Here is a 21,093-nt window from a genome sequence, read left to right as displayed (position 1 = left end):
CGTGGGATGAATCCATCAATTCTGAAACCAACCACGAATCCGTAGCCTGACCGCAATCCCAACGTTTACAACCCATTCTACCAACATATAACGTGTGAGCGACCGACCGCAACGCACGAACGAGTACACTGCCGAACCCGCCAGTGATCGGTATCGGCAGTGCTTGTTCGAGTGGTTGGCCGCCCACGCCCCCTTGTGGAACCAGATCACCTACCGACGCCGACAGGAATACTTCGCCGAAGACGGTGACGTCTGGGACGCCGAGTACACGGACTTGTACGACGAATACGCGCCGATTCTCGGCAAAGCAGCGTGCCAGCAAGTCGCCCGCAAGAACAGCGAGGCATGGCGGAGCCACTTCCGCCTCCTCGACAACTACCACGACGACTCAGACCCAACGGTCACGGAGAAACCATCTTCGCCCGGCTACTGGGGCAATCGCGACGACGGCTACGATCTACACGGCCTCGTCCGCAACGACCTCTACACCCTCGATTGGGACGAAGATCGAAGTACGCTCGAGTTCGGCGTCGGCGACGCCCTCGAAGAGAAATACGACTTCGAGTACCAAGAGCGCATCACGCTCAAAGTCCGTGGCAACCCGCAATGGGAGGGTGATGACGCACGGTTGGAACTCGTCTACGACGAAGCGGCAGACGTGCTTCGTGTCAAGCATCCAGTTCGCATACGGCCAGACAACTTGCAGGAACAGCGACTGGATGCCTTCACTCATACACTCGGTCCCGAGAACACGACGCAGTCAGCTGCGATCGACGTGGGCGCGAACAACACGCTTGCGATCGTCACCACCACTGGAGACACTGCCGTCTACCACGCTCGTCCAGAGTTCGACCAGTTCCAAGCGTTGTCCGAGTTGATTGCCCAATTGCAATCAGAACTCCCTGATGACCAGTATACGAGCAGGCGTATTCAGCGCGTGTACGATGAACGCGGACGAAAGCGCGATCATAGCCGTGACGCCGCAGTGAAACACGCCGCAGACTGGCTCTTAGAACGCAACGTTGACACCGTCTACGTCGGCGATCTCACGGACGTATTGGACACACACTGGTCGTCTGACGTCAACAAGAAGACGCATGCGTTCTGGTCACACCGCCAACTCATCGACCGGCTCGAACTCACACTCGAGGATATTGGAATTCGCGTCGAGCAGGCGAGCGAGGCTGATTCGAGCAGTGAGTGTCCCGAGTGCGGAAGCAAGGACGTATCTCGAGATCAAGACGAGTATCGGTGTCACGACTGTGGGTTGGACGCGCACAGTGACGTTGCAGGGGCGTGGAACCTGTTGCAGAACGAGGTTGGGCCGATGGCGCGGCCCGCTGCCCTCTCTGCTGAACGCGGGAGGGACGCACCCCGTGAGGGGGCGTACTGGGAGTGGAACGGACACGACTGGATACCCGCGAATTTTGGGGAACAGTCGAGTTCGATCGACCAAACCAGCATCAGCAAACCCGCAAGTTCACAGCCGGGGTAATCAACTGGCCGGATTGCCCACGGAGGAATCCCACGGCTTCAGCCGTGTGGAGGACGTCAAGTGAGTGTAACGACCGGAGGCAACTCACTTTAGCCTATCCACCGCTTATTATAGCGCGATGCGATCTTCGGTAGCGAAAACGATCGTCCATGGTACCAGATCCGCACTCGTCGCCGTGTTCGTCGTGGGCATTCGCCGACGCAATCCGGGTGCGGTCGTCAACGCGGGTCTCGCCTTCGGTGTGTCCTTTCTTCCCGACCTCCTCGAGTGTCGATTCGATATCGAATTCCGGCCGTGGCAGCGCGTGTACACGGTCACTGCACTGCTCACGCACGCCATTGGAATGCTGGGTCCGTACGACGACGTCAGCTGGTGGGACCATCTCACGCACGTGCACTCGGCGACCCTGCTCGGCGGATTCGCCCACGCCGCTGCTCGCCGCCGAGGTCGCGACCCTCGAGTGGACGTCGTTGCTACCGTCACCGTCGCCGGCGTGCTCTGGGAACTGCTGGAGTATGCCATTCACGGGACTGCTCGCCGACTCGACCTCGAGCCGATACTCATCGCCTACGGGAAACGCGATACCGTCCTCGACCTCGTGTTCAATCTCGTCGGCGCATTGTTGGTCCTCGTCTTTGGCGATCGATATCTCCACAACTTCGTTCAGGACCTCGAGTAGCCGTTGTCGCGTCCGAATCGCTGCCGTCGTGGTGGAGCGACCGACCCTCACGGACACCAGCGAGGTGTTCGGGTGGTAATTCCAGCCGACTCCGAGAGAAGAAGGTCGAGGGGAATTAAATTCGCCTGCGTCCGCTCGCCCGTTTCTGGGTGATTTGGACAAAACGGTGAAGCCTCGGGCTTGTCCTCGAGGTACTTTACACGCGGTTCAAGACGAGTACCTCAGGACCGTCCGAAATCGGTGCGTTTCGGGACTGACCGGAGCAACGCTGAGCGGGAGCACCGCTCCCGCGAGGTTAGCAGGACTTCATCCAACCAGACTCCTCGAGGGCCACGGAATCGTAGGCCTCACTCGATCGTGAGAGACAGGTCACTTGAACGACTCGTCCTCAGCCGGCTCACTGGTGGGACGTTTCTACCCATCTTATTACGTACTGATTCTAGTACAATTCAATACTATAGTACTATTTCTCGAGATGAAATTGTATCGTATAGGCAATACTAGCGTTGTGGTTCTCCCTCGAGATGTCGTCTCCGAACGACCCACATATCGGCTACTGAATGGATCGATGCGTGCTTTTCGACATATGTAGGCCCACATAACGGTGTTTGGCGACTACGTCGAAAGTCAACTGCCACGTTCCGAATCGAAATCACCAAACAATCACTAATGTCGAATACCGCTACGTAAAACAGTTGCAAGATGGCATCCGGGCTATTCGGACGTCCGTATGCCGAAACCCAGTCATTAGTTGGAGCAATACCTTAGTATTGCCAAGAATCAACACTACTTTGTTAGATATTATCTATGAATGAACTATACTGAAATATTACTTGAACTCGACTGTCGGTAGGTAGATCGTCACTCGATTCCCTCTGTCCTCGTCACGTCGTTCGTAGTCCAGATGGCCACCGTACGCTTCGACGATCAGTCGAGCTAGCCAGAGGCCAAGCCCGCTGCCGTGTTTGAGCGGTGTCACCGATTTTTCGTTCAACGTCCCGATCCGTTCGGTCTCCGGGATTTTCGGCCCGAAATCGGCGATGCTGATACTGATCACCTCGTCCGCTTGCGCCTGCTCGAGACTAATTTCGATCGATGGCCGTGGCTCAGTCGTGTGTACGATTGCGTTCTCGATCAGCTCTTTGAGCGCGAGTTCGAGACGCGCATCCGCAGCCACGATGGCGTCGTGCGAGGTCTTCCGCTCGATCGAACTGTCGGGATACTGGCGATGGAGTTGCTGAATGACTGTCCCGAGAGCGTCTTGGACGGCGATATCCGTCTGTGAATAGTCCTCGTCGAGGGTGATCGCCGCGAGTTCCTTTGCCGTCTCGTTCATCGTGATGAGGTCGGACGACGTTTCGGCGATTCTGACTGCGTACTCGTGCAGCGTCTCGTCTTCGAGTTTCGCCGTCAGCAACTCCGCAAACCCGTTGATGATGTTGAGATCGTTTCGCAAATTGTGTCTGAGAAGCCGATGAATGAGTTCGAAATGCTGCCTGCGAAGTTTGAGCTCGGTGATCTCTCTCCCCTCGGGAATCAACAGCAGCGTTTCACCATTCGAATCGGTTATCGGCCGAACCGAAAAGTCGATGATCGCCGTCCGGTTCGCTCCCTGTATCCGGAGCTCGTCTCGGAAGAACTCTCCGTTGCTCGCGTGCTCGACGGCGGCACACGCAGTCGCGGCGGCGTCGTCAGTTAACTGGAACCAGTACGTCTCCCAGAGCGGCTTTCCGACGACATCGGCCCGATCGAGGCCGGCAAACGACAATGCCGTTTTGTTGGCCTCAATGACGGTCCCATCGCACTCGACGAGGCCGGTAAACTGATAGGTGTTGTTGAACACGGCTTCGAACCGCCGTTGTCTCGTCTTCTGTTCGGAGAGATCACGAAAAATGCCTGTGAACAGCCGCTGTCCGCCGTCGGAGTGCTCCTGTAGCGTTATCAGGACCGGAACCTCGTGTCCATCCTTGTGTCGTGCTGGCAGTTCGATGCCGTTCCAGTCGATGTGTTTTTCGCCGGTTTCGATGTAGCTCTCGAGGCCGCGTTCGTGCGCTTGTCGAAGCCGTTCCGGTATCAGCTGGAGTTTCGAACGACCGATCAGTTCGGATGGCGCGTATCCCAAAATGTCCGCTATCGCCGGATTGGCAAACACGATCGTACTCTCCTCGTCGATCGTCAGGAACGCCTCCGAGGTGTTTGCGACTAACTCTTTGAAAAAGGTTGCTTCGGTAGCGATGGACGAGAGTTCGTCGAACAACCTGTCACAGCTATCCGATCTATCTTGTTCGTCCATTCGTTTGAGTGGCGCCAGTCACAGCAGTATCTGACACGCTGCCGTAATATGTGTTCTGATATTCACAGCGTGTTTGATTTCTTTCATTCTGTAGGGTGAGCGGTACAATATCTGTACGCTCGCAATCGACCGCTCCTCGAGTACAGCACGTTCGGATTACCGTTTTCGTTCTGTCGAATGTCAGATTCGCCTCTCCGTTCGACGTAATCGCTTCGACGGTTCCGGAATCAGAACGTTTTCGAGCACACACCATCGAGACCGTGTCGTGCACATCGATCGTTCGGAACGTCCCGATAGCCCTCGCAGTTGGCTCGTGGCGATCATCGGCTCCGTGGCGATGATCTTCACCTTCGGGACGCCGCTTTCGTACGGGATCTTTCGGGCGCCGTTCAGTGACACCTTCGGCGTCTCGTCAGTCGCGCTCTCGGGCGTGTTTGCCATCATGCTCTTTACATTCTTCATCGGCTCCGGACTCGTCGGTGTCTTCGGCGCTCGGTTTCGGGCTCGAGCGGTGTTACTCGCGTGTTCGCTCGCCACAGGTGTGATCGCGCCATCGTTGTATCTCTTCGACTCCGTCGGGGGACTGGTCGTCGTCTTCGCCGTCCTCGGACTCGCACTGGGGACGGCCTTCGTGCTCCTCGCGTCGGTCGTTCCGCGCTGGTTCGAGGCCCGTCGCGGGGCCGCAACGGGGCTGATTTTCGTCGGTAACGGACTCGGACTGTTCGTGCTCCCGCCGATCTGGCAGGCTGCCCTCGCGGACGTCGGCGTCCGCCGTGGTTTTCTGGTCATCATATCGGCAACTGCGCTTGCGTTCCTCCTCGCTGGGCTCGTCTGTCGACGGCCGATCTGGGCGGCACAGTCGACCGCGACCGCCGACGAACTGCTCGAGTGGCTCGCGCGGTTAGGCGGGACGCGGACGTTCCAGTTGTTGTTCGTCGGTATCGCCCTCTCCTTCGCGTGGTATCAACTGCTTGCTGCCTACGCCGTCGATCTCTTCGCCGCTCGCGGCCTGACGGCTGCCGGTGCCTCGACCGCGTTCGGGCTGATCGGCGGTGTCAGCATCATCTCACGGATCGGAAGCGGTTACCTTGCCGACGTCATGGGCTCGAGACGCGCGTTTCTCGCGTCACTCGTCTGTGCGGGTGCCGGGATCGCTCTGCTGTTCGTTCCCACCGTACCGACGCTGCTGGTCGCGATTTGCCTGATCGGACTCGGACTGGGCGGCTCCGCGACACTGTACATCCCGCTGCTCATGGGAATCTACTCGCTGGAGAAAGACACCGCCATCGTCGGTACGTTCAACGTCGCAATCGGTATCGCTGCTCTCGGGATGCCGCCGCTCGGAACGGCAAGCGTCGAGTTCACTGGCAGTTTCACTGCCGTAATCTTGCTGACGCTCGCTGCGACCGTCGGCGGGTTCTGGACGGTCGCTGTCGGCACAGCCGGGCCGTAGTTGGGTGTTTCCCTGCGCAGGTTGGGCTCTCTCGGGTGTCGTCGGTGTGGGTATCTGCCGGCGTCGAGTCGTCTCCTCGAGAATGGTCTCACGGCAGCGCCAAGGGCGTCTGTCAGCATCGCCTGGAGATGCAGCCCCGTGTGGAAATCCGTGATCGTGAAACCAGGGCTGATCTCGCTGTCACACTCATTCACGAGTACGCTCACGCACTGCTGCACGGTGGTATCGATACCGAAGACGAACGGTCGAAACGCGAACTCGAGGTTGAACTCGATCGGTCGTCCAAGCGAATCACCGCACGCGAGTCTGAGCTAGCTCATGAACAGCCGTCGGTCGGCACGCTCGTGGCGCATGCTCTCGATTTCTACCAGTGGGGCGAAGGTGGTCAGCGTCTCGAGATCGGCGTCGGCGTACTTCGCACAGATCGACTCAACGATTGGAAGCAGGTCAGCCAACTGCGATTGGATGTCTGTGTGTCCGAACCGGCCGAGCCGCTGGGCTGCCCCAAGCAGTTCGGTGACGAACGCGTACGCGCCAACGAGACATGCCGATCGCCGTTCGAGACCAGCGCGCTGGGTTACGACACCGAGTACAATTGGATACTGTCCTCGGGCCGTCCCGTCTTCGACTGCGTCGGCGTATGCAGCGACCGCACCCTCACTGTTCGCAGTCCCGAGCAGTTCTTCGTCGGTGTCCGCAAGCAACTTGAGTAGTTTGCTGCCGGCCTTGGTTGCGCTTGCGCGAAACTCCGCGGGAAGCGTCGCGGCGTAGAGACGATCGTCGGCGGCCAGCATTCCTTCAAGGTCGTCGGCTGCAGCCGCGTCGTGGGCATTCGCCAGCGCGACCGTCTCGGCCGGGCCGACGACACGCCGAAGATATGCTTCGACAAGCGCGCCGAGTTCGTCGGCCGTCTCGATCCGTCCGTCGGCGCGACGCTGGCCACCGAGCGGCTGCGAACCGGACTGACGGAAGGTATCGGCCCGCTCGGACCCGAATGGGCGTTCGTCATCATCGGCGGACTGCTGTTGACCGTCATCCTTCTCATGCCGGCAGGTGTCGCACCGTCTCTTGACCGACTCGGAACGCGGTTGCTCGAGCGCGTCGGGGACCGCTCGTCCAGCCATCCAACGGAGGAAGCAGTCGAATGACTCACTCACTTACCGACCAATCACGAACCGTCGTCGTCAGCCACCAAGCGCTCACTGTCGGGGGTGACGCGTCGTGAGCACACCGGGCGATCCGAACGTCAGGGTTACGCCTGCCGTGGCGGCGACAGGTCTCGACCAGGATGCGGTGTTAGCAACGGAGAACGTCACCAAGCACTTCGGCGGACTGACCGCTGTCGATAGCGTCGACTTCACGGTCGCTGAGGGCGAGCTTCGGTGTCTCATCGGTCCCAACGGAGCCGGCAAGTCAACGCTGCTCGAGTTGATTACCGGTCAGCTCTCTCCGACTAAGGGGCATGTCTACTTCGACGGTATCGACCTCACCGACATGCCGGCGCACGAGCGCATCGACGCAGGCCTCAGCGTGAAGTTCCAATCACCACACATCTACGAAGGCCTCACCGTCGCACAGAACCTGCAGATCCCGCTCCAGCGAACCGACTGCGACGACATCCGTTCGGCGACCCACGAGACTCTTGAGGAGATCGAACTCGCTGACCGAGCTGACACTCCCGCCGGCGACCTCTCACACGGACAACAACAGCGCCTTGAGATCGGCATGGCGACGACGCTCGAGCCGACGCTGATGTTGCTCGACGAACCCGTCGCAGGAATGTCGGTCGAAGAGACTGCGAGCGTTGCCGACCTGATTCGGTCACTCAACGATGACGGAATGGCGTTCGTCGTCATCGAACACGACATGGAGTTCGTCCGTACAATCTCCGACCAAGTGACGGTATTAAATCAGGGATCAATCTTCCGCCAGGGTCCCATCGAGGAGATCGAGGCAGACGAAGCCGTTCAGCGCATCTATCTGGGGGAAGACGCATGACCCTCGAGATCTCCGACCTTACAGCTGGCTACGAGGGGACGCCCATTCTTCGGGGCGTGAACTGTCGCATCACCGAGGGCGAGGTCGTCGGGATTATGGGAAAGAACGGCGTCGGAAAGACAACTCTGTTGAAGACGGTGATGGGCCTGCTTGAGTCCGATTCTGGCTCAGTTCAGTATTATGACGAAGATATCACCGATCGATCTGCTGACGAACGTGCGGGTCTGGGTGTCGGCTACGTTCCACAGGGACGAGACGTCTTCCCCGGGCTGACCGTCGAGGAGAACCTCCTAATTGGTGAGAACGTCGGGAGCAGCGACGCGACGCTGTACGACCGCGTTTACGAGTACTTCCCAATCTTGGAGGAGCGGGCTGCCCAAGATGCTGATACGATGAGTGGCGGCCAACAGCAGATGCTCGCGATCGGTCGCGCGCTCGTCGGAGATCCTGACCTACTGCTGGTTGACGAGCCTTCGGAGGGCGTCCAGCCCTCCATCGTCCAGTCAATCACAGACGATCTTGCACGCATCAACGAGGATCTCGGGACGACGATCCTGTTCGTTGAGCAGAATCTTTCGGTCATTCAGAATTTAGCTGACCGCTGCTATGCGATGGACACGGGACGCATCGTCAACGAACTCGACGATACGGACCTCAAGGATCGCGAACAATTAGCGGCACATCTCGTGGTTTGATTGTAGAACCGGCAAGATCGAGACGAATGATTTGAGCTACTCGAGCGATCAACCGGCGTACTAGCGGTTGACGCCGTCCTCGTTTTATGCGGGTCCGCTTCTTGTAATCACGACCGCCGGCAGTACCGTTGCGAGCGGCCACACATAGCCAGTGTTTCAGATGAATTCTTGTGGGGCTGAAGTCCAAAACCAACTTGTCGGTTGACTTGCTAAGAATCTGATTCGGCAACTACTGTTTACGGCGAGGAGGATGTCACTCGTCAAGGAAGGCGTCGATGTCAAATTCGGTTTCCCAGCGTGGTCGCACCGGTCCTGGCATTTCGTCAGCAAGATCGCGCAGTTCATCAAGTGTCGTCCACGGGTGGCACTGCCCCATCGCTTCCCACCGCTTGAAGAAACTCAGATGCACCCAACTGTACACTGCTGGTTCCTCGTCGACACTGGCAGTTCTCTCTTTGATGATGTCAGTTAACTCGCGCTCAGTGATATGGATCCCCTCACGCTGTGCGGCTGTGATGAGCGACGCTAACTCTCGTTTCTTCTTTTCTTGCTCTCGGTTCTTCTCATCGATGTTGTCGAAGTCTGTATAGTAAACGGAGAGTGCTGCCTGAATAACGTCCTCTCGCGTCTCGAGGCTGTCACGGGTAAGACCTGTGTAATCTCGAGGGAACACAAATGTCTTTCTCGCAAACAACGATCTGCACACGCCCAATTCAGGACTTTCTCCGCCGCCTTCTTTTTCATAGACGCCCGCGATAGAGTCAGCGAATTCGCCGAGTAGGTTGATTTTGATATCGAATTCAGGGATAACCGCTGTGTCCAGATCGAGTGTGTCTCCAAGCACGATCGACTCGGAATTGGTTGGCATGTTCAAGCAGTTGGCGAACTCGCGTAGCCGGTGGCCGTACTGGCCCCGGTAGCTACCGAGAACAAGGTAGCTGGTGTCAGCTTGCTCGAATCGTGGCAGTTCCTCGTTCATGTATCGAATGACTTCCTGCCAGTCTCTCTGTGGTACTTCTATTCCCTCGAATATTCGGTTGACAGCTCGGTAGATGGCGTTTGCGTTCTGGGGAACCCGTGGACCGCTCATATTCCTCTTTACAGAAGTGTTCGGCTTAAATGTTCATACACAAGTTGGCTAAATAGCTCCAATCCCAACCTGGGTAACCCGAACAGTTACGTGACTTCGGCTGGAAAGACGCATATGAGCAATAGCGCGGACGCCCACCGCGGCCCGCCTGAAAGGCCAACCGATCCTTTCGGTGGGGAAGACGTTCTGCCGTTCGAGAAACAGCGACGCGCACACCGGTTTATCACACAGGAAACTCGCTACTACATTATCCAGGCAATCCTCGGGCATCCTGACCATCTCGTCACACTGGACGAATTGGAATACTTAGTACCCAAGAATCGATCGACCATCCTCGAGCATCTCGATCGCCTCGCAGCGAAAGAAATCGTGTCAAAACACGCCTATAACGGTGATGAAGCTGAACAGAACGATCCACGCGAGTTCTGGCGGTTCACCAGCTACGGCATTACTCTACTCGATGAATACGACTACCTCCGGTACGTGCCTGTGCTGCGCGCCCTTCAGGACAACCTCTACCTCACTGAGAAAATCGAGCGGCACCGAAACGCACCTCGTCCCGCCCTGCCTGATGACGTTGCCAACGCTTTCACTGCGCCCACTCTCGACGATGAAATGCAAGCCGAACTTGACGATGTGTTGGCTGCCCGGGAGCGTGGTGGCGGCCGACTCTTCGACGCTCCCCCAGTGAAACCTGACCCGGACGCTACCACCGAGGACGACGCAGATCGCCCGCTCGACGAACTGTTTTGATACTGGGGGCGACACTCTGTGTAATTATTGGAAATAATGGTGTGGTGGTTGGCAATACTGGTCTCACTGGTTGTCGATCTCGAGTAGACTGCTATTCAACAGAGCACGATTTTGAATATCATATCCGTAGTGCCAACTACTGGAAATACTGCGTCCAGCCGACCAGCAACGTCGGTAACACGAGGACGCTCGCGAGGAAGGCGTAGACGATCGTCAGCGCCGTGATGATGCCGAACTGTCGAACGGCGGGGAGAAACGCGAGCGCGAGCGTACTGAACCCGAGTGCCGTCGTCGCAACGCTGCCAAACAGCGCACCCCCGGTTCCCGTCATCGTCGTTCGAAGTGCGTCGTCGACGGTGTCTTGTCGACGACACTCGAGGACGTAGCGCGAACTCACGTGGATGTTGTACGCGACGCCGAGCCCGATCGTGAGACTCGCGACAGTGCCAGTCAGGACGTTGAACGGGATCTCGAGCAGCGCCATCGTACCGACGATCCAGCAGAGTGCGAGGACGACCGGGATCAGTGTGACGACGCCGAGCGTTGCCCCGGTGCCGGTCAGGGCGTAGGCGACGACGAGACACCCACCGACTGCGACGAGCGTGATCGCGAGGCTCTCGTAGATCGCGTCCAACAAGGTGGCTTCGACGACGTGCGTGACGATCGGCGGGCCGGTTGCGGTCGCGTTCCAGCGCTGGTCCGTCTCGCCGTCGTCGATCGTCTCTGCGACCGCCCGCATCTCCGCCGTCGTTTGCTCGCCGGGTGTGTCATCACGAACCGAGATCAGGAGTCGGACCGACTCGTACTCGCCGTCGTCCGTTCGGGCGATCACGTCGCTCGCGGCGTCTGGGTCGACCTCAAACAGCTGGTCGTACAGTCCGGCGACGTTCTGGTCCGGGATGCCATCGCCCGTCCGATCGGCGAGGTGGTACGACGCGTTGAACGACTCGTCCTCCTCGGCGACGGATTCCATGACCGTCAGCGGATCGCGATCGGCAGTTCCGGCCGTTCGTGGCGCGTCGGCCGACTCGGTCGTTGCAGCCGCTGTCCGCGCCGCGTCGATGCGCTCGAGCGTGTCCCCGTCGGTGACGTTCCCGGTGACGACGATCTGGGCCTGCGAGTTTCGGGTCTCGAAGCGTTCGTCGAGCTTTGTGAAGCCGTCGTTCGCCCGATACTCAGCGTGTGTTGTGGGGGCCTGATCGAGCCACTCGGGCTCCTCGGCGAGGAGATCCGATTGCTCGAAACTCGTGTCGACCGTTCCCGCTGCGTACAGACTCCCGGCGGTCAGCGCGACCGCCACGACGAGGACGACGACAGGTGCGGTCCGTGCAGCACTCGCGCCGACCGAAAGCATCTCTCGGAGCACGCCGTTCCGGGTGCCAAGCGCGGGTTTGTGCCGATCGACGCCGCGGCGCTCGAGGAACGTCTTGAGTTCGATCGTAATCGCCGGAATCAGGCCGCCGAAGACGAACAGTGCGGCGACGATTCCGAACGTGCTCACGAGGCCGAACGCTCGGAGGGGGGCGATCGGACTCACCACATTCGAGAGAAACCCGATCGCAGTCGTCGCCGTGACCCACATGAGTGCAACGCCGACGCCGGCGAGTGCGGCCGCCATCGCCCCTCGAGCGGAATCCTGGTCGGTGCTGCTTGGAGTGGGAGCTATCCCATCGGTGCGATACTCCCGGTGGCGCATGACGACGTGGATCGCGTAATCGATTGAGAGACCGATCAGTAACACCGGGATCGCGACGAACAGTTGGTTGAACGTGATTCCCGTCCAGCCCATGAACCCGAACGTCCAGACGAGCACGATCAGGAGACCAACGCTTCCCAGAACGACCTCGAGCGGGTCGCGGTAGGCGACCGTCAACGACACGAGGACGACCCCGAGTGCGAGCGGGCCGACGAAGCGAAGGCTGTCGCCGATCGCACGATCGACCTCGTCGGTCGCGAGCCCGAGCCCGAACACGGTGTGTTCGTCGGTGACGTCGTTGTCGTGATCGTCGACCACCTGCTGGATCGCGCGCTGGCGTTCGACAAGATCGTCGTCGGGCGCTCCTGTCGACTCGTTCGTGTCGGTGGCGTGTGTTTGTTGGATGCGAAGCAGTCGCTCCGTTGCCTGCGTCGAATCCGGCTCGTACGACGACGGGAGCATGGGTCGGACGATCTCACTGGCTGGTCCGGTCTCCGCCTCGAGCATCGACTCGAGGTGACGGCCGTAGGCGGAGTCGTTGAGCGATTCGAGAGCGTCGATCTGGTCGCCAAGGGGTGGCTGCTCCGTCGACTCGAGTGCGTCGCGCTCGGCCTCCAGTTCCTCGCGCTGGTGCCAGAGCCGATCGTACTCCTCGTTGAGCACGCCGACCGTGCCGTCGGTGTAGGCGGCCTCGAGATCGTTCTCGAGGCGATTCACTCGCCGATCGTATTCGGACTGACTTAGGGTCCCGTTCGCTCGCGCTCGATCGGTGGCGCTGATCTCGGCTTGCACGGCTCGAACGCTCCCCATAGCCCGGGTGAACGACCGTGTCTGGTCGGCATCGAGCGACGGCGTCGCGTTGTCGTGGACCGCGTCCAGTTCGGCGTCGAGCTCGGCCGATCGCGTTCGGTACGTCTCGCCGTCGATCTCGCCGGCTCCGGAGGAGGTGTTGAGACGCTCGTACTCCGCCTGGACGTCGCGGACAGTCTCGAGATCGCTCTGGAGCGCCGCAGCCGTTGCATTGAGTCGCTCCGCACGATCCTCGAGGTCGGCACCGCGCGATCTGAGCGCATCGGCCTGTTCTTCGCGGATCACGCTCGTCGCGACGACGTTTTCGACCCCGGTGATCGGTGTTTCCTCGGCGAGACTCCCGTTGACCGTTTCGTTGTCGGCGAGTTGGCGTTGGAGCGCCAGCGAGTCGAGGAGTGACTCCTTCGTGAGGACGTTCTCCCCGCTGACGATCACGACGGTGGTCGCCGTATTCGAACCGTCTCGAGCGTCGAAGTGTTCGTTGGCGTACTCGAGTGCTGCTCGCTCTGCCGTTTGACTCTCGAACTGCTCGAGGGAGGTGTCGTACTCGACGGCTGTGGCCCCGATGCCGAAGACGGCCGTCAGCACGAGCATGACCGTGATGACGACCCTCGAGTGTGTCGTGATCGCGTCCACGAGGGACACTCCACTGGTCGACCGATCTCGGCTGTCGTCTTCGCTCATTGCTCGTCAGTTCGAGTCCCGTCTGATCGGCTGAGCGACCACTGACGAACGCCGTAGAACCCGACGAGTGCCACTGCGATGAGGCCGCCCACGAGCGCCAAGCTGACCGCGATGCCCAGTCTTTCGTTGTCGGCGTCCTCGTCGTCGAGGTCGACATCGAGGATGGTCGCCACACGCTCCGAATCGACCCGTGGGAACTCGCGATCCCACTCGCCGGGCATGTAGACGGCGGTATCGTCGCCGACCTGTTCACGATCGCGCACCGCTTCTTTCGTCGGCTCCCCGCTGACATACTCGTCGACGGTGACGTACACCGTACTCGAGTGCTCGTCACTCTCGGCGTGTATCGCCGAGACTGACAGCCCGCTTTGGTCCGAGATCGCCGCTATCTCGAACGCCACATCGGGATTGGCCGCGGCCGCCTCGAGTGCGTACGTTCCGTTGTCGACTGTCACGTCGGCTTTCATGTGTTCGGCCGTCTCGAACGTCTCGTGGAGTGCGCTGGCCGTCGCGACGACGTCGCTCGCGCCCGCCGCCGTCCCCTCGAGTTCGTCGATCGTCCGATCGAGCGCGCCGTCGGCGGCCGTCTCGTAGTTGTAGACGATGCCGAGGCCGTCGGCGGTCGTGCGTGCATCGATCGTTACAGTAGTTTCCGGAACGAGCGACGACAGCCCTCGCTCCTCGAGCGCCGTCGTGTACGTCTGCCAGTTTTCAGCGTCGGAACGCCAGGTGGCGTCGATCGCCGTCTGAGTGCCGTCATCGTCGATCGACACGTTCCAGGATGCTGTCTGGCGAAGATCCGTCTCTTTCCGCGTCTCGAGCGTCGCCCTGATGATGTCGAACTGGTCGACGACGCTATCGTCGATCCTGTCGATCGATTCTGCGACCTCGACTGTGCCGAGAACGAGCTGGTCGTAGCCGCTGGCCTCGAGCTCCCACTCGACGGCCGTCTTCGGCCCGTTGCGATCGACGTCGATCCACAACCGCTCGAGTCGTGTCGACTCGATCCGGTCGGCCAGTACGCGCGATTCTGCTTCGGTTAGCTCGGTGTTCGTCCGCTGCTGTATCTGTGCCACCACGACCTCCGCGACTCGATCGTCGACGCCGACGTAGGTGACGTCGTACGAATATTCGACGATGGCTTGCTCGTCGCCGTCCGTAAAGCGATACGACTCCAGTGTCCCGTTGGCTGTCCCACCCAACTCGATGGCGGCGCTCGAGAATCGATTCTGAAGACTTTCATGCGCGTCCGCCCGCGTGTTCCATCGCTCCCGTTCCCACTCCTCGATGGGTCGGCGTTCGGTGACTGCAAGCGCGTAGCCGTCGGTGGCTTCCGTGACCGTTAGCTCGAGGGAGGCGTTCGTCCCAGCCAGCCATGCGGTGTCGTTGTGCGCCGTCGTGTGTATCGTCCCCGACCCGGTGAGCGAACCACCCGCCACTTCGAGGGTGCCCTCCGAGCGAACCGACGAGTACGCCAGCTCTCGGTCGGTGACGGTCGCCTGTACGTCGCCGCTCGAAGTCGACTCTCGATCAGTCTGTCGGACGTCGATAGCTGCCTCGAGGTCGGTTATCGACTCGGTTTCCGCTATCCGGAGGTCGCCGGCACTCGCGCTGTCGTTCTGGTCCGTCCGGAGCGTCACGTCGCCGGTGAACCCGGCTGCCTCCTCCAGCTCGCCGGCGTAGCGTGCATGTGCGAGGCCAGTTTCCGTGTTCACGCCGACCGTTCCCTCGAGCGGCGTTGCGTTGTGGGGGTGGTCGTAGACGAGAACGGCGTCGCCGTTTTCGGCGACGTAGACTTCGTCACTTTCCTCGGTTACGTCGAGTTCCTCGAGCGGCCCGTAGACGGGACTCTCGGTGGACCCGGTGGCGCCAGCGCCACCGGCACTTCCAACGGTCCCGATCAGCAGGCAGACGACGAGGAGCGCTCCCACCCTGTTACCGCGCATCTGTCGGTGGCTTTCGCGTACACCGTAATACGTCTTGTTGAGTGTCTTTCAAATATGAATGTCAGTTGATAATTAATGTCAGCGAAAACTACATATAGGGCAGGTTTAAATACGAAGTCGATGAACAGGCAGGTCTTTTCGAAACGGTCCCTGCGGAGTATCGCGACGGTCATGATGGCTGTCGTACTGATCACGTCTTCGTTTGCCGGCACCGCACTGGCGGATGTCGACGAGGCTGACCCGGCTGACGAGGTGTTCGTCGACGAAAACGGCGACGCCGTCCTCGTCTACGATGAAGACTCGGACACCGACACCGGTGCCTCCGGCGAAGTCGGACTCGACGTCTCCGAATCCGTCGTGTACGCGCTTATCACGGACGACATGGAAGACGACGTCTCCGCTGCCCTCTCGATGGAAGTCGACGGCGACAGCGTCGACTCCTCGGGCTCGTTCGCGGCTAAGCGGCCGACCGATCTCTCCGAGCTGTCGATGGACGTGCTGGCCGAACAGAACCAGGAGACGAGCACGTTCGACGCCGACCTCGAGATGGAGATGGATGCCGCCGGCCCCGGTGCCGGATTCACACAGGTGTCTGCCTCCGGAACGACGGTCTCGAGCGCTGACGAGTTCAGCACGGACGGCGAGTTCAGCGCCACCATGATGGGCGGTATGCAGAGCCCGGACAACGGACTTGACCTCGAACTTACCGAAGCAGACGGCAGCTACACGCTCGACGTGCACAACCAAGACCAACTGAACCAGTACCAGACCGACAACTGGCGAACCGAAGCCGACGCCACGCAGACCCTCGAGGCACAGTTCAGCGATGTCGCAGCCGAACTTGGCGGCGACGTGACGGTCTCGATCGACGCTCACGAGTTCCAGGAGAACGCCGACGGTACCGCCGACCTCGATGTCGAGTACACCGTCGAGTTCGAGAACGTCAAAGACGGACTCGAGTCGGCAGTTGCGGACGGACTCGCTTCCGAGTCCGACCTCGACCTCGACCAGGACGAGGCCGAACAGCTCGCAGCTGATCTTCTCGACGCCGAAATCGAGACGTTCGACGTCTCCTATCTCGTGAGCGAGAACACGGTCGAGGGTGCGTGGGAGATCGCGTTCACGAACCTCGATTCGACCACGTTCGCCCTCTTCGACCTTGCCGAATCGGCCGGTGAGATGGACGACGTCGACCTCGAGTCCGACGAATACGTCGACATGTACGAGGCTCAGGCGGAAGCCGACCTCGTTCAGACGTCCCAGTGGAAACTCTCGTTCTCCCAGGATGAGACCCAGACACAGACGTTCTCGATGGATGTCTCCTCCGACGCAGAAAACTGGGAGGCGTACACTCAGGAACTCGACGAGCGCGACATCGACCTCGCCGAGTTCTCGATGACTGCTACCGCCGAAACTGTCGACGACGAAATCGAGATGGAGATGACCCTCGAGATGACCCAGGAAGCGCTCCTCGAGAACGCGATCTCCGCTGCGATCGACAGCCTAGAAGACGATCCGACCGCTGACGACGAGGCCCTCGAGTTCATGACGGCGTTCGACGACGCAGACCTCGAGCTCGCCAAGTTCGACCTGAATATGGACGACGGCACGGTCGAGATGGAAACGGGTGCGAAGTTCGACGACATCACCGCCTTCGAAGATCATCTCGAAGACGCGTTCTACGGGCACTCGGTCACCCACGTCTACGCTAACGACGAAGCCGGCTACGTCTACGTGACGGAACTAGTCGACGGCGATGCCACCGAAGACGACGTCCGCACGCTCGAGGTCGTCGACGACGACACGACCGTTCACATGCCCGGTGAGTGGGACGACGAACACCCACGGCTCGACATGGACACGGTCACCGAGTATCTCGAACTGAACGCCGACGACGACGAGGCTGCCGAGGATACGGACGAGAGCGACGATGGCTCGCCCGGCTTCGGTGTCGCAGTCGCACTCGTTGCACTTCTTTCGACGGCGCTGTTGTTCCGTCGTAACTGATCGCTACAGTCCCGGTTCGACGATTTTCCAGTTTTGTCCAGCCCGGTGTCTCCTGTGTATGCCTTCCGTCTGCCCCGTGAACTACAGTTAACTGTCTGACACACTCTCCGAAAATAACAACCCTTAATCGTGGCCATCGGGTACGATGTAGTAGCGGGATGGGATAGCCAGGAGATTCCGGCGGGCTCATAACCCGCAGACCGGTAGTTCAAATCTACCTCCCGCTACTTTTCGACGCGAACACCTCGAGGAACGAAGTCGCGAGTGTCGTGAACGTAAAATTGTTCTTGTGCGGATCCCAGAACCGCTACGGTGCCGCTTCATCAGCGATGAACGCCTCAAGTACTTGGTCAGTGTCTCCGCTGCGAGACAGGACCGTCACGATGTCGTCCGGCTGGATTGCGGTCGTTCCGTGGGGTGTCAGTACACGGTCTTCGCGTTCGATGGCGATCACCAGCGAGTCGTCGTCGAGGATGTCGTTTTGCACTGCTTCCTCGAGTGTGTGGCCGACGATCGGCGCATCGGCCTCGACGGTCATGTCGACGACGTTCGCATCGCCGGCAAGGCTGATGAAATCCGTCGTCGTGTTCGTCGAAATCTCCTCCTCGGGGCCAAACGACGTATAGGGGCTGTGGGTTTCGGATTCTACGAGCGTCTCGTCTTCGATTTCGATCCCCAACCGAGAGAGCGCTCGAGTGATCCGTCGCAGCTGTTCCGTGTCTTCTCCAACGGCCATAATGTGGAGATTTCGGCGCCCGGTCATCAGTTGTCGGACGTTGATGACGCCAGGGACGGCACGTGCCTCCTGTGCGAGTGCGTTGCGTTCGGAAACCGGCGCGTTACAGACGTATAGGTTCGTCAAATGACCATCGGCTCGTTCGAAGTCGATCTCAGCGGTATAATTACGGATGATGTCGTGCTCCTCGAGTTGGCTAATTCGGTTTCGTATCGTTCCCGGCGAGACGTTGACCTCTTCAGCGATCGTCGGAGCGGACGTGTTGCGGGCGTCACGCATCAACTCGTAGATGATGCGTCGATCGATTTCATCGAGCCGATAGTCCATGGTACTCGGGTAGTAGCGAGGGATTTCATATCGCTGTTTTGGTGGGTGTGTTGTGTAATACGCAATTTCGAACCATTATTATTACTGATTCCTAAATATTACCGGTGTTCTTATGTGTGTGTGGTGTTCGAGTTCCCGGTATGAGCCACGGCGAAAGTGACGAGGAACTCGCGAAGGACCTCGGCCTGATCTCAGCAATGACGATCGGTATCGGGACGATGATCGGAGCCGGGATTTTCGTCCTCCCCGGCGTCGCTGCCAACGCGGCCGGGCCGATCGTGGTCGTATCGTTCGTCGTCGGCGGGTTGATCGCGATGGTAAACGCACTGTCGGTCTCCGAACTCGGGACGGCAATGCCGAAAGCCGGCGGCGGGTACTATTATATCAACAAATCGCTCGGGCCGATGTTTGGCTCGATCGCCGGGATGGGTGACTGGATGGGACTCGCGTTCGCCTCTGCGTTCTACTGTATCGGATTTGGTCAGTACCTTGCGGTTTTCGTTCCGCTACCGGACATTGCGTTTCTCAGTTCGATTCAGATTGGGGCGCTCATCGCCGGTGGGATTTTCGTCGGTGTCAACTACATCGGCGCGAAAGAGACCGGCCGTGTCCAGACGATCATCGTGTTCACTCTGCTCGCAATCCTTACCGCATTCGCACTCGCCGGCTTTCTGTCGTTCGATTACGAAACGCTGGCTGACGAGGGCGGCCTCGCGCCGTTCGGAATGGGTGCCATTTTACCGGCGACAGCGCTCGTGTTCGTCTCGTTTCTCGGCTACGCCAAGATCGCAACCGTTGCCGAGGAGTTAAAGAACCCGGGCCGGAATCTCCCTATCGCCATCATCGGGAGCGTCGGGATCGTGACCGTCATCTACGCGATCCTCGTGACGACCATGCTCGGCGTGATCTCGTGGCCCGAACTCAGTCAGGACGCGCCGGTTGCACAGGCAGCTGAGGTCGCGTTCCCGTCCTCTCTCGGGCCGCTTGGTGGCATCGCTGCCGCTGCGGCGGCGCTGATGACCATCGGTGCACTGCTGGCGACGGCGTCCTCGGCGAACGCGTCCATTCTCGCCTCCGCACGCATCAACTTCGCGATGGGCCGCGACAAGATCGTCACCAACTGGCTCAACGAGATTCATCCGAACTTTTCGACACCGTACCGATCGATTCTCGTAACCGGCGTGCTCATCATCGCATTCATCACGTTCCTGGGACGGGATATCGAGGTGCTCGCAAAAGCGGCCAGCGTTCTCCACCTCATCGTATATGCGTTGATGAACGTCGGACTCATCGTGTTTCGTGAGGCGGACGTCCCGGAGTACGATCCCGACTTTGAGGTGCCGTTCTATCCAATCACGCCAATTCTCGGTGCAGCCCTCTCGCTGGGACTCGTCGCGTTCATGGATGGGGTCGAGATCGCGCTGTCCGCAGCGTTCGTCCTCGCCGCCGTGCTCTGGTACTTCCTTTACGCTCGTGATAAAACCATCCAGCAAGGCATTCTCTCGGACTACATCCGAGATCGCGAAGAGGAGATGCCTAATCGGGTCGTCGAAGCTGCCGACGCAGTCGCACCGAGTGGGACGGACGGCCCGACGATCATGGTCGCCTTGGCTAACCCTCGAACTGAGAAGGCGCTTATCACACTCGCCAGTATCCTTGCCAAACACGAAGGTGGTCGAGTACTCGCGACTCACATCGTTACCGTCCCCGACCAGACGTCACTCGCTGCTGCTGCCGAGACCAGCGACCAACTCGACTCCGTCTCGGAGACGCTTCTCGAAACCGCCAAAGAGGACGCCGCGGCGTTCGACGTCCCGATCGAAACGAAGACCATTCTCTCTCACCGTGGCCTCGAGGAAGTGTCCGACGCGGCGAAATCGAACGGCGCCGACATGGTCGTCATGGGCTACGGTGGCACGCGGTTTGCGGGCCGTGCCGAACGGACGATCGACGAACTGACTCACGACGTGCCGTGTGACTTCCTCGTGCTGGACGCAGCGGAGTTCGACCCGGCCGACGTCGTCGTCCCCACAGCTGGCGGGGAGTCGTCCGACCTTTCCGCGGAGATCGCCCGTGCACTCCACGAAACGATCGGCACGGAGGTGTCGTTGTTACACGTCGTCGACGAGGGCGAGAAAGAAGCAGGCCAGCAGTTCCTGCGCGAGTGGGCCGACAGCCATCAGCTGTCGGAGGCTGCGTTACACGTCCAGACGGGCGATGTCGAGACCGCGATCGAACGCTTCAGTGCTGATCACGATCTCGTCATCATCGGTGCGACCGAACGCGGACTCCTGTCGCGTATCGTTCGGGGCTCGCTCGTGTTCGAGACGATCGAGGAACTCGAGACACCCGTGCTGTTGGCCGAACGGCCGTCGTCTCGGTCGCTCCGCGATCGAATCTTCGGCCGTCGCTGAGTCGACGACCGGAGTCG

At 59.8% G+C, this 21,093-nt stretch carries 14 protein-coding genes, 1 tRNA gene and 1 pseudogene; 10 read left to right on the top strand and 6 right to left on the bottom strand.

All coding sequences use genetic code 11. The features are described 5' to 3' along the window. The first annotated feature begins 94 nt into the window (after window positions 1-94). Both GCU68_RS18775 and GCU68_RS18770 read left to right on the top strand, forming a co-directional pair. On the top strand, window positions 95-1,495 hold the full coding sequence (locus GCU68_RS18775) for an RNA-guided endonuclease InsQ/TnpB family protein (protein WP_152944177.1): 1,401 nt from the start codon (window positions 95-97) through the stop codon (window positions 1,493-1,495). A 118-nt stretch (window positions 1,496-1,613) separates the two neighbouring features. Further along, window positions 1,614-2,174: a hypothetical protein gene (locus GCU68_RS18770; protein WP_152944176.1), complete on the top strand. Its 561-nt coding sequence runs from the start codon at window positions 1,614-1,616 to the stop codon at window positions 2,172-2,174. A gap of 829 nt (window positions 2,175-3,003) precedes the next feature. Here the strand turns inward: GCU68_RS18770 and GCU68_RS18765 are convergent. Next, window positions 3,004-4,467: a sensor histidine kinase gene (locus GCU68_RS18765; RefSeq protein WP_152944175.1), complete on the bottom strand. Its 1,464-nt coding sequence runs from the start codon at window positions 4,465-4,467 to the stop codon at window positions 3,004-3,006. 337 nt (window positions 4,468-4,804) lie between these two features. Here GCU68_RS18765 and GCU68_RS18760 point away from each other — a divergent pair, with 337 nt between their 5' ends. Continuing rightward, complete coding sequence (locus GCU68_RS18760) at window positions 4,805-5,920, top strand: MFS transporter (protein WP_394352496.1); 1,116 nt, start codon at window positions 4,805-4,807, stop codon at window positions 5,918-5,920. Window positions 5,921-5,991: 71 nt separating this feature from the next. Beyond that, window positions 5,992-6,189, top strand: a pseudogene (locus tag GCU68_RS21835) (ImmA/IrrE family metallo-endopeptidase); the annotation flags it as partial. Window positions 6,190-6,231: 42 nt separating this feature from the next. On the opposite strand, the gene GCU68_RS18755 reads toward GCU68_RS21835, so the two are convergent. Continuing rightward, window positions 6,232-7,044, bottom strand: a complete 813-nt coding sequence (locus GCU68_RS18755; protein WP_152944173.1) for an urease accessory protein UreF — start codon at window positions 7,042-7,044, stop codon at window positions 6,232-6,234. Window positions 7,045-7,141: 97 nt separating this feature from the next. Here GCU68_RS18755 and GCU68_RS18750 point away from each other — a divergent pair, with 97 nt between their 5' ends. Together GCU68_RS18750 and GCU68_RS18745 are read left to right on the top strand one after the other, a co-directional pair. Next, window positions 7,142-7,918, top strand: coding sequence for an ABC transporter ATP-binding protein (locus GCU68_RS18750; RefSeq protein ID WP_152944172.1), 777 nt, complete (start codon window positions 7,142-7,144; stop codon window positions 7,916-7,918). Next, window positions 7,915-8,613, top strand: coding sequence for an ABC transporter ATP-binding protein (locus tag GCU68_RS18745; RefSeq protein ID WP_152944171.1), 699 nt, complete (start codon window positions 7,915-7,917; stop codon window positions 8,611-8,613). The genes GCU68_RS18750 and GCU68_RS18745 overlap by 4 nt, the downstream gene beginning before the upstream one ends. 253 nt (window positions 8,614-8,866) lie before the next feature. Here GCU68_RS18745 and GCU68_RS18740 read toward each other — a convergent pair whose 3' ends face one another. Next, window positions 8,867-9,703, bottom strand: coding sequence for a hypothetical protein (locus GCU68_RS18740; protein ID WP_152944170.1), 837 nt, complete (start codon window positions 9,701-9,703; stop codon window positions 8,867-8,869). Window positions 9,704-9,817: 114 nt separating this feature from the next. Between GCU68_RS18740 and GCU68_RS18735 the strand changes: the two genes are divergently transcribed. Beyond that, a complete protein-coding gene (locus GCU68_RS18735) occupies window positions 9,818-10,456 on the top strand; it encodes a hypothetical protein (protein ID WP_193565104.1) in 639 nt (212 codons plus the stop codon). A gap of 136 nt (window positions 10,457-10,592) precedes the next feature. On the opposite strand, the gene GCU68_RS18730 is transcribed toward GCU68_RS18735, so the two are convergent. Together GCU68_RS18730 and GCU68_RS18725 are read right to left on the bottom strand one after the other, a co-directional pair. Further along, window positions 10,593-13,646 carry an MMPL family transporter gene (locus GCU68_RS18730; RefSeq protein WP_152944169.1) on the bottom strand — a complete coding sequence of 1,018 codons (3,054 nt, stop codon included), beginning with the start codon at window positions 13,644-13,646 and terminating at the stop codon, window positions 10,593-10,595. After that, the gene (locus tag GCU68_RS18725; RefSeq protein ID WP_152944168.1) at window positions 13,643-15,592 is read right to left on the bottom strand and encodes a hypothetical protein; all 1,950 of its coding nucleotides are present in this window, start codon (window positions 15,590-15,592) and stop codon (window positions 13,643-13,645) included. Before GCU68_RS18725 ends, GCU68_RS18730 begins: the two co-directional genes overlap by 4 nt. Before the next feature lie 120 nt (window positions 15,593-15,712). On the opposite strand from GCU68_RS18725, the gene GCU68_RS18720 reads away from it, so the two are divergent. Both GCU68_RS18720 and GCU68_RS18715 read left to right on the top strand, forming a co-directional pair. Then, the gene (locus tag GCU68_RS18720; RefSeq protein ID WP_227015084.1) at window positions 15,713-17,599 is read left to right on the top strand and encodes a PGF-CTERM sorting domain-containing protein; all 1,887 of its coding nucleotides are present in this window, start codon (window positions 15,713-15,715) and stop codon (window positions 17,597-17,599) included. Between the two features lie 152 nt (window positions 17,600-17,751). Further along, a tRNA-Met gene (locus GCU68_RS18715) sits at window positions 17,752-17,826 on the top strand. A gap of 80 nt (window positions 17,827-17,906) precedes the next feature. Here GCU68_RS18715 and GCU68_RS18710 read toward each other — a convergent pair. Then, a complete protein-coding gene (locus GCU68_RS18710; RefSeq protein WP_152944167.1) occupies window positions 17,907-18,662 on the bottom strand; it encodes an Lrp/AsnC family transcriptional regulator in 756 nt (251 codons plus the stop codon). Between the two features lie 140 nt (window positions 18,663-18,802). On the opposite strand from GCU68_RS18710, the gene GCU68_RS18705 reads away from it, so the two are divergent. Beyond that, window positions 18,803-21,076 carry an amino acid permease gene (locus GCU68_RS18705; protein ID WP_152944166.1) on the top strand — a complete coding sequence of 758 codons (2,274 nt, stop codon included), beginning with the start codon at window positions 18,803-18,805 and terminating at the stop codon, window positions 21,074-21,076. Window positions 21,077-21,093: the final 17 nt, after the last annotated feature.

The organism is Natronorubrum aibiense (genome assembly GCF_009392895.1).
GTDB classification, from domain to species: Archaea; Halobacteriota; Halobacteria; order Halobacteriales; family Natrialbaceae; genus Natronorubrum; species Natronorubrum aibiense.
This window is presented reverse-complemented; position numbering and strand designations above follow the sequence as displayed.

Excerpts from the sequence above, each read along its gene's own strand:
- GCU68_RS18710 (WP_152944167.1), bottom strand. The coding sequence starts at position 18,662 with ATGGACTATCGGCTCGATGAAATCGATCGACGCATCATCTACGAGTTG.
- GCU68_RS18725 (WP_152944168.1), bottom strand. The coding sequence starts at position 15,592 with ATGCGCGGTAACAGGGTGGGAGCGCTCCTCGTCGTCTGCCTGCTGATC.
- GCU68_RS18770 (WP_152944176.1), top strand. The coding sequence starts at position 1,614 with ATGCGATCTTCGGTAGCGAAAACGATCGTCCATGGTACCAGATCCGCA.
- GCU68_RS18730 (WP_152944169.1), bottom strand. The coding sequence starts at position 13,646 with ATGAGCGAAGACGACAGCCGAGATCGGTCGACCAGTGGAGTGTCCCTC.
- GCU68_RS18760 (WP_394352496.1), top strand. The coding sequence starts at position 4,805 with ATGATCTTCACCTTCGGGACGCCGCTTTCGTACGGGATCTTTCGGGCG.
- GCU68_RS18745 (WP_152944171.1), top strand. The coding sequence starts at position 7,915 with ATGACCCTCGAGATCTCCGACCTTACAGCTGGCTACGAGGGGACGCCC.
- GCU68_RS18765 (WP_152944175.1), bottom strand. The coding sequence starts at position 4,467 with ATGGACGAACAAGATAGATCGGATAGCTGTGACAGGTTGTTCGACGAA.
- GCU68_RS18735 (WP_193565104.1), top strand. The coding sequence starts at position 9,818 with ATGAGCAATAGCGCGGACGCCCACCGCGGCCCGCCTGAAAGGCCAACC.
- GCU68_RS18755 (WP_152944173.1), bottom strand. The coding sequence starts at position 7,044 with ATGGCTGGACGAGCGGTCCCCGACGCGCTCGAGCAACCGCGTTCCGAG.
- GCU68_RS18720 (WP_227015084.1), top strand. The coding sequence starts at position 15,713 with ATGAACAGGCAGGTCTTTTCGAAACGGTCCCTGCGGAGTATCGCGACG.
- GCU68_RS18705 (WP_152944166.1), top strand. The coding sequence starts at position 18,803 with ATGAGCCACGGCGAAAGTGACGAGGAACTCGCGAAGGACCTCGGCCTG.
- GCU68_RS18740 (WP_152944170.1), bottom strand. The coding sequence starts at position 9,703 with ATGAGCGGTCCACGGGTTCCCCAGAACGCAAACGCCATCTACCGAGCT.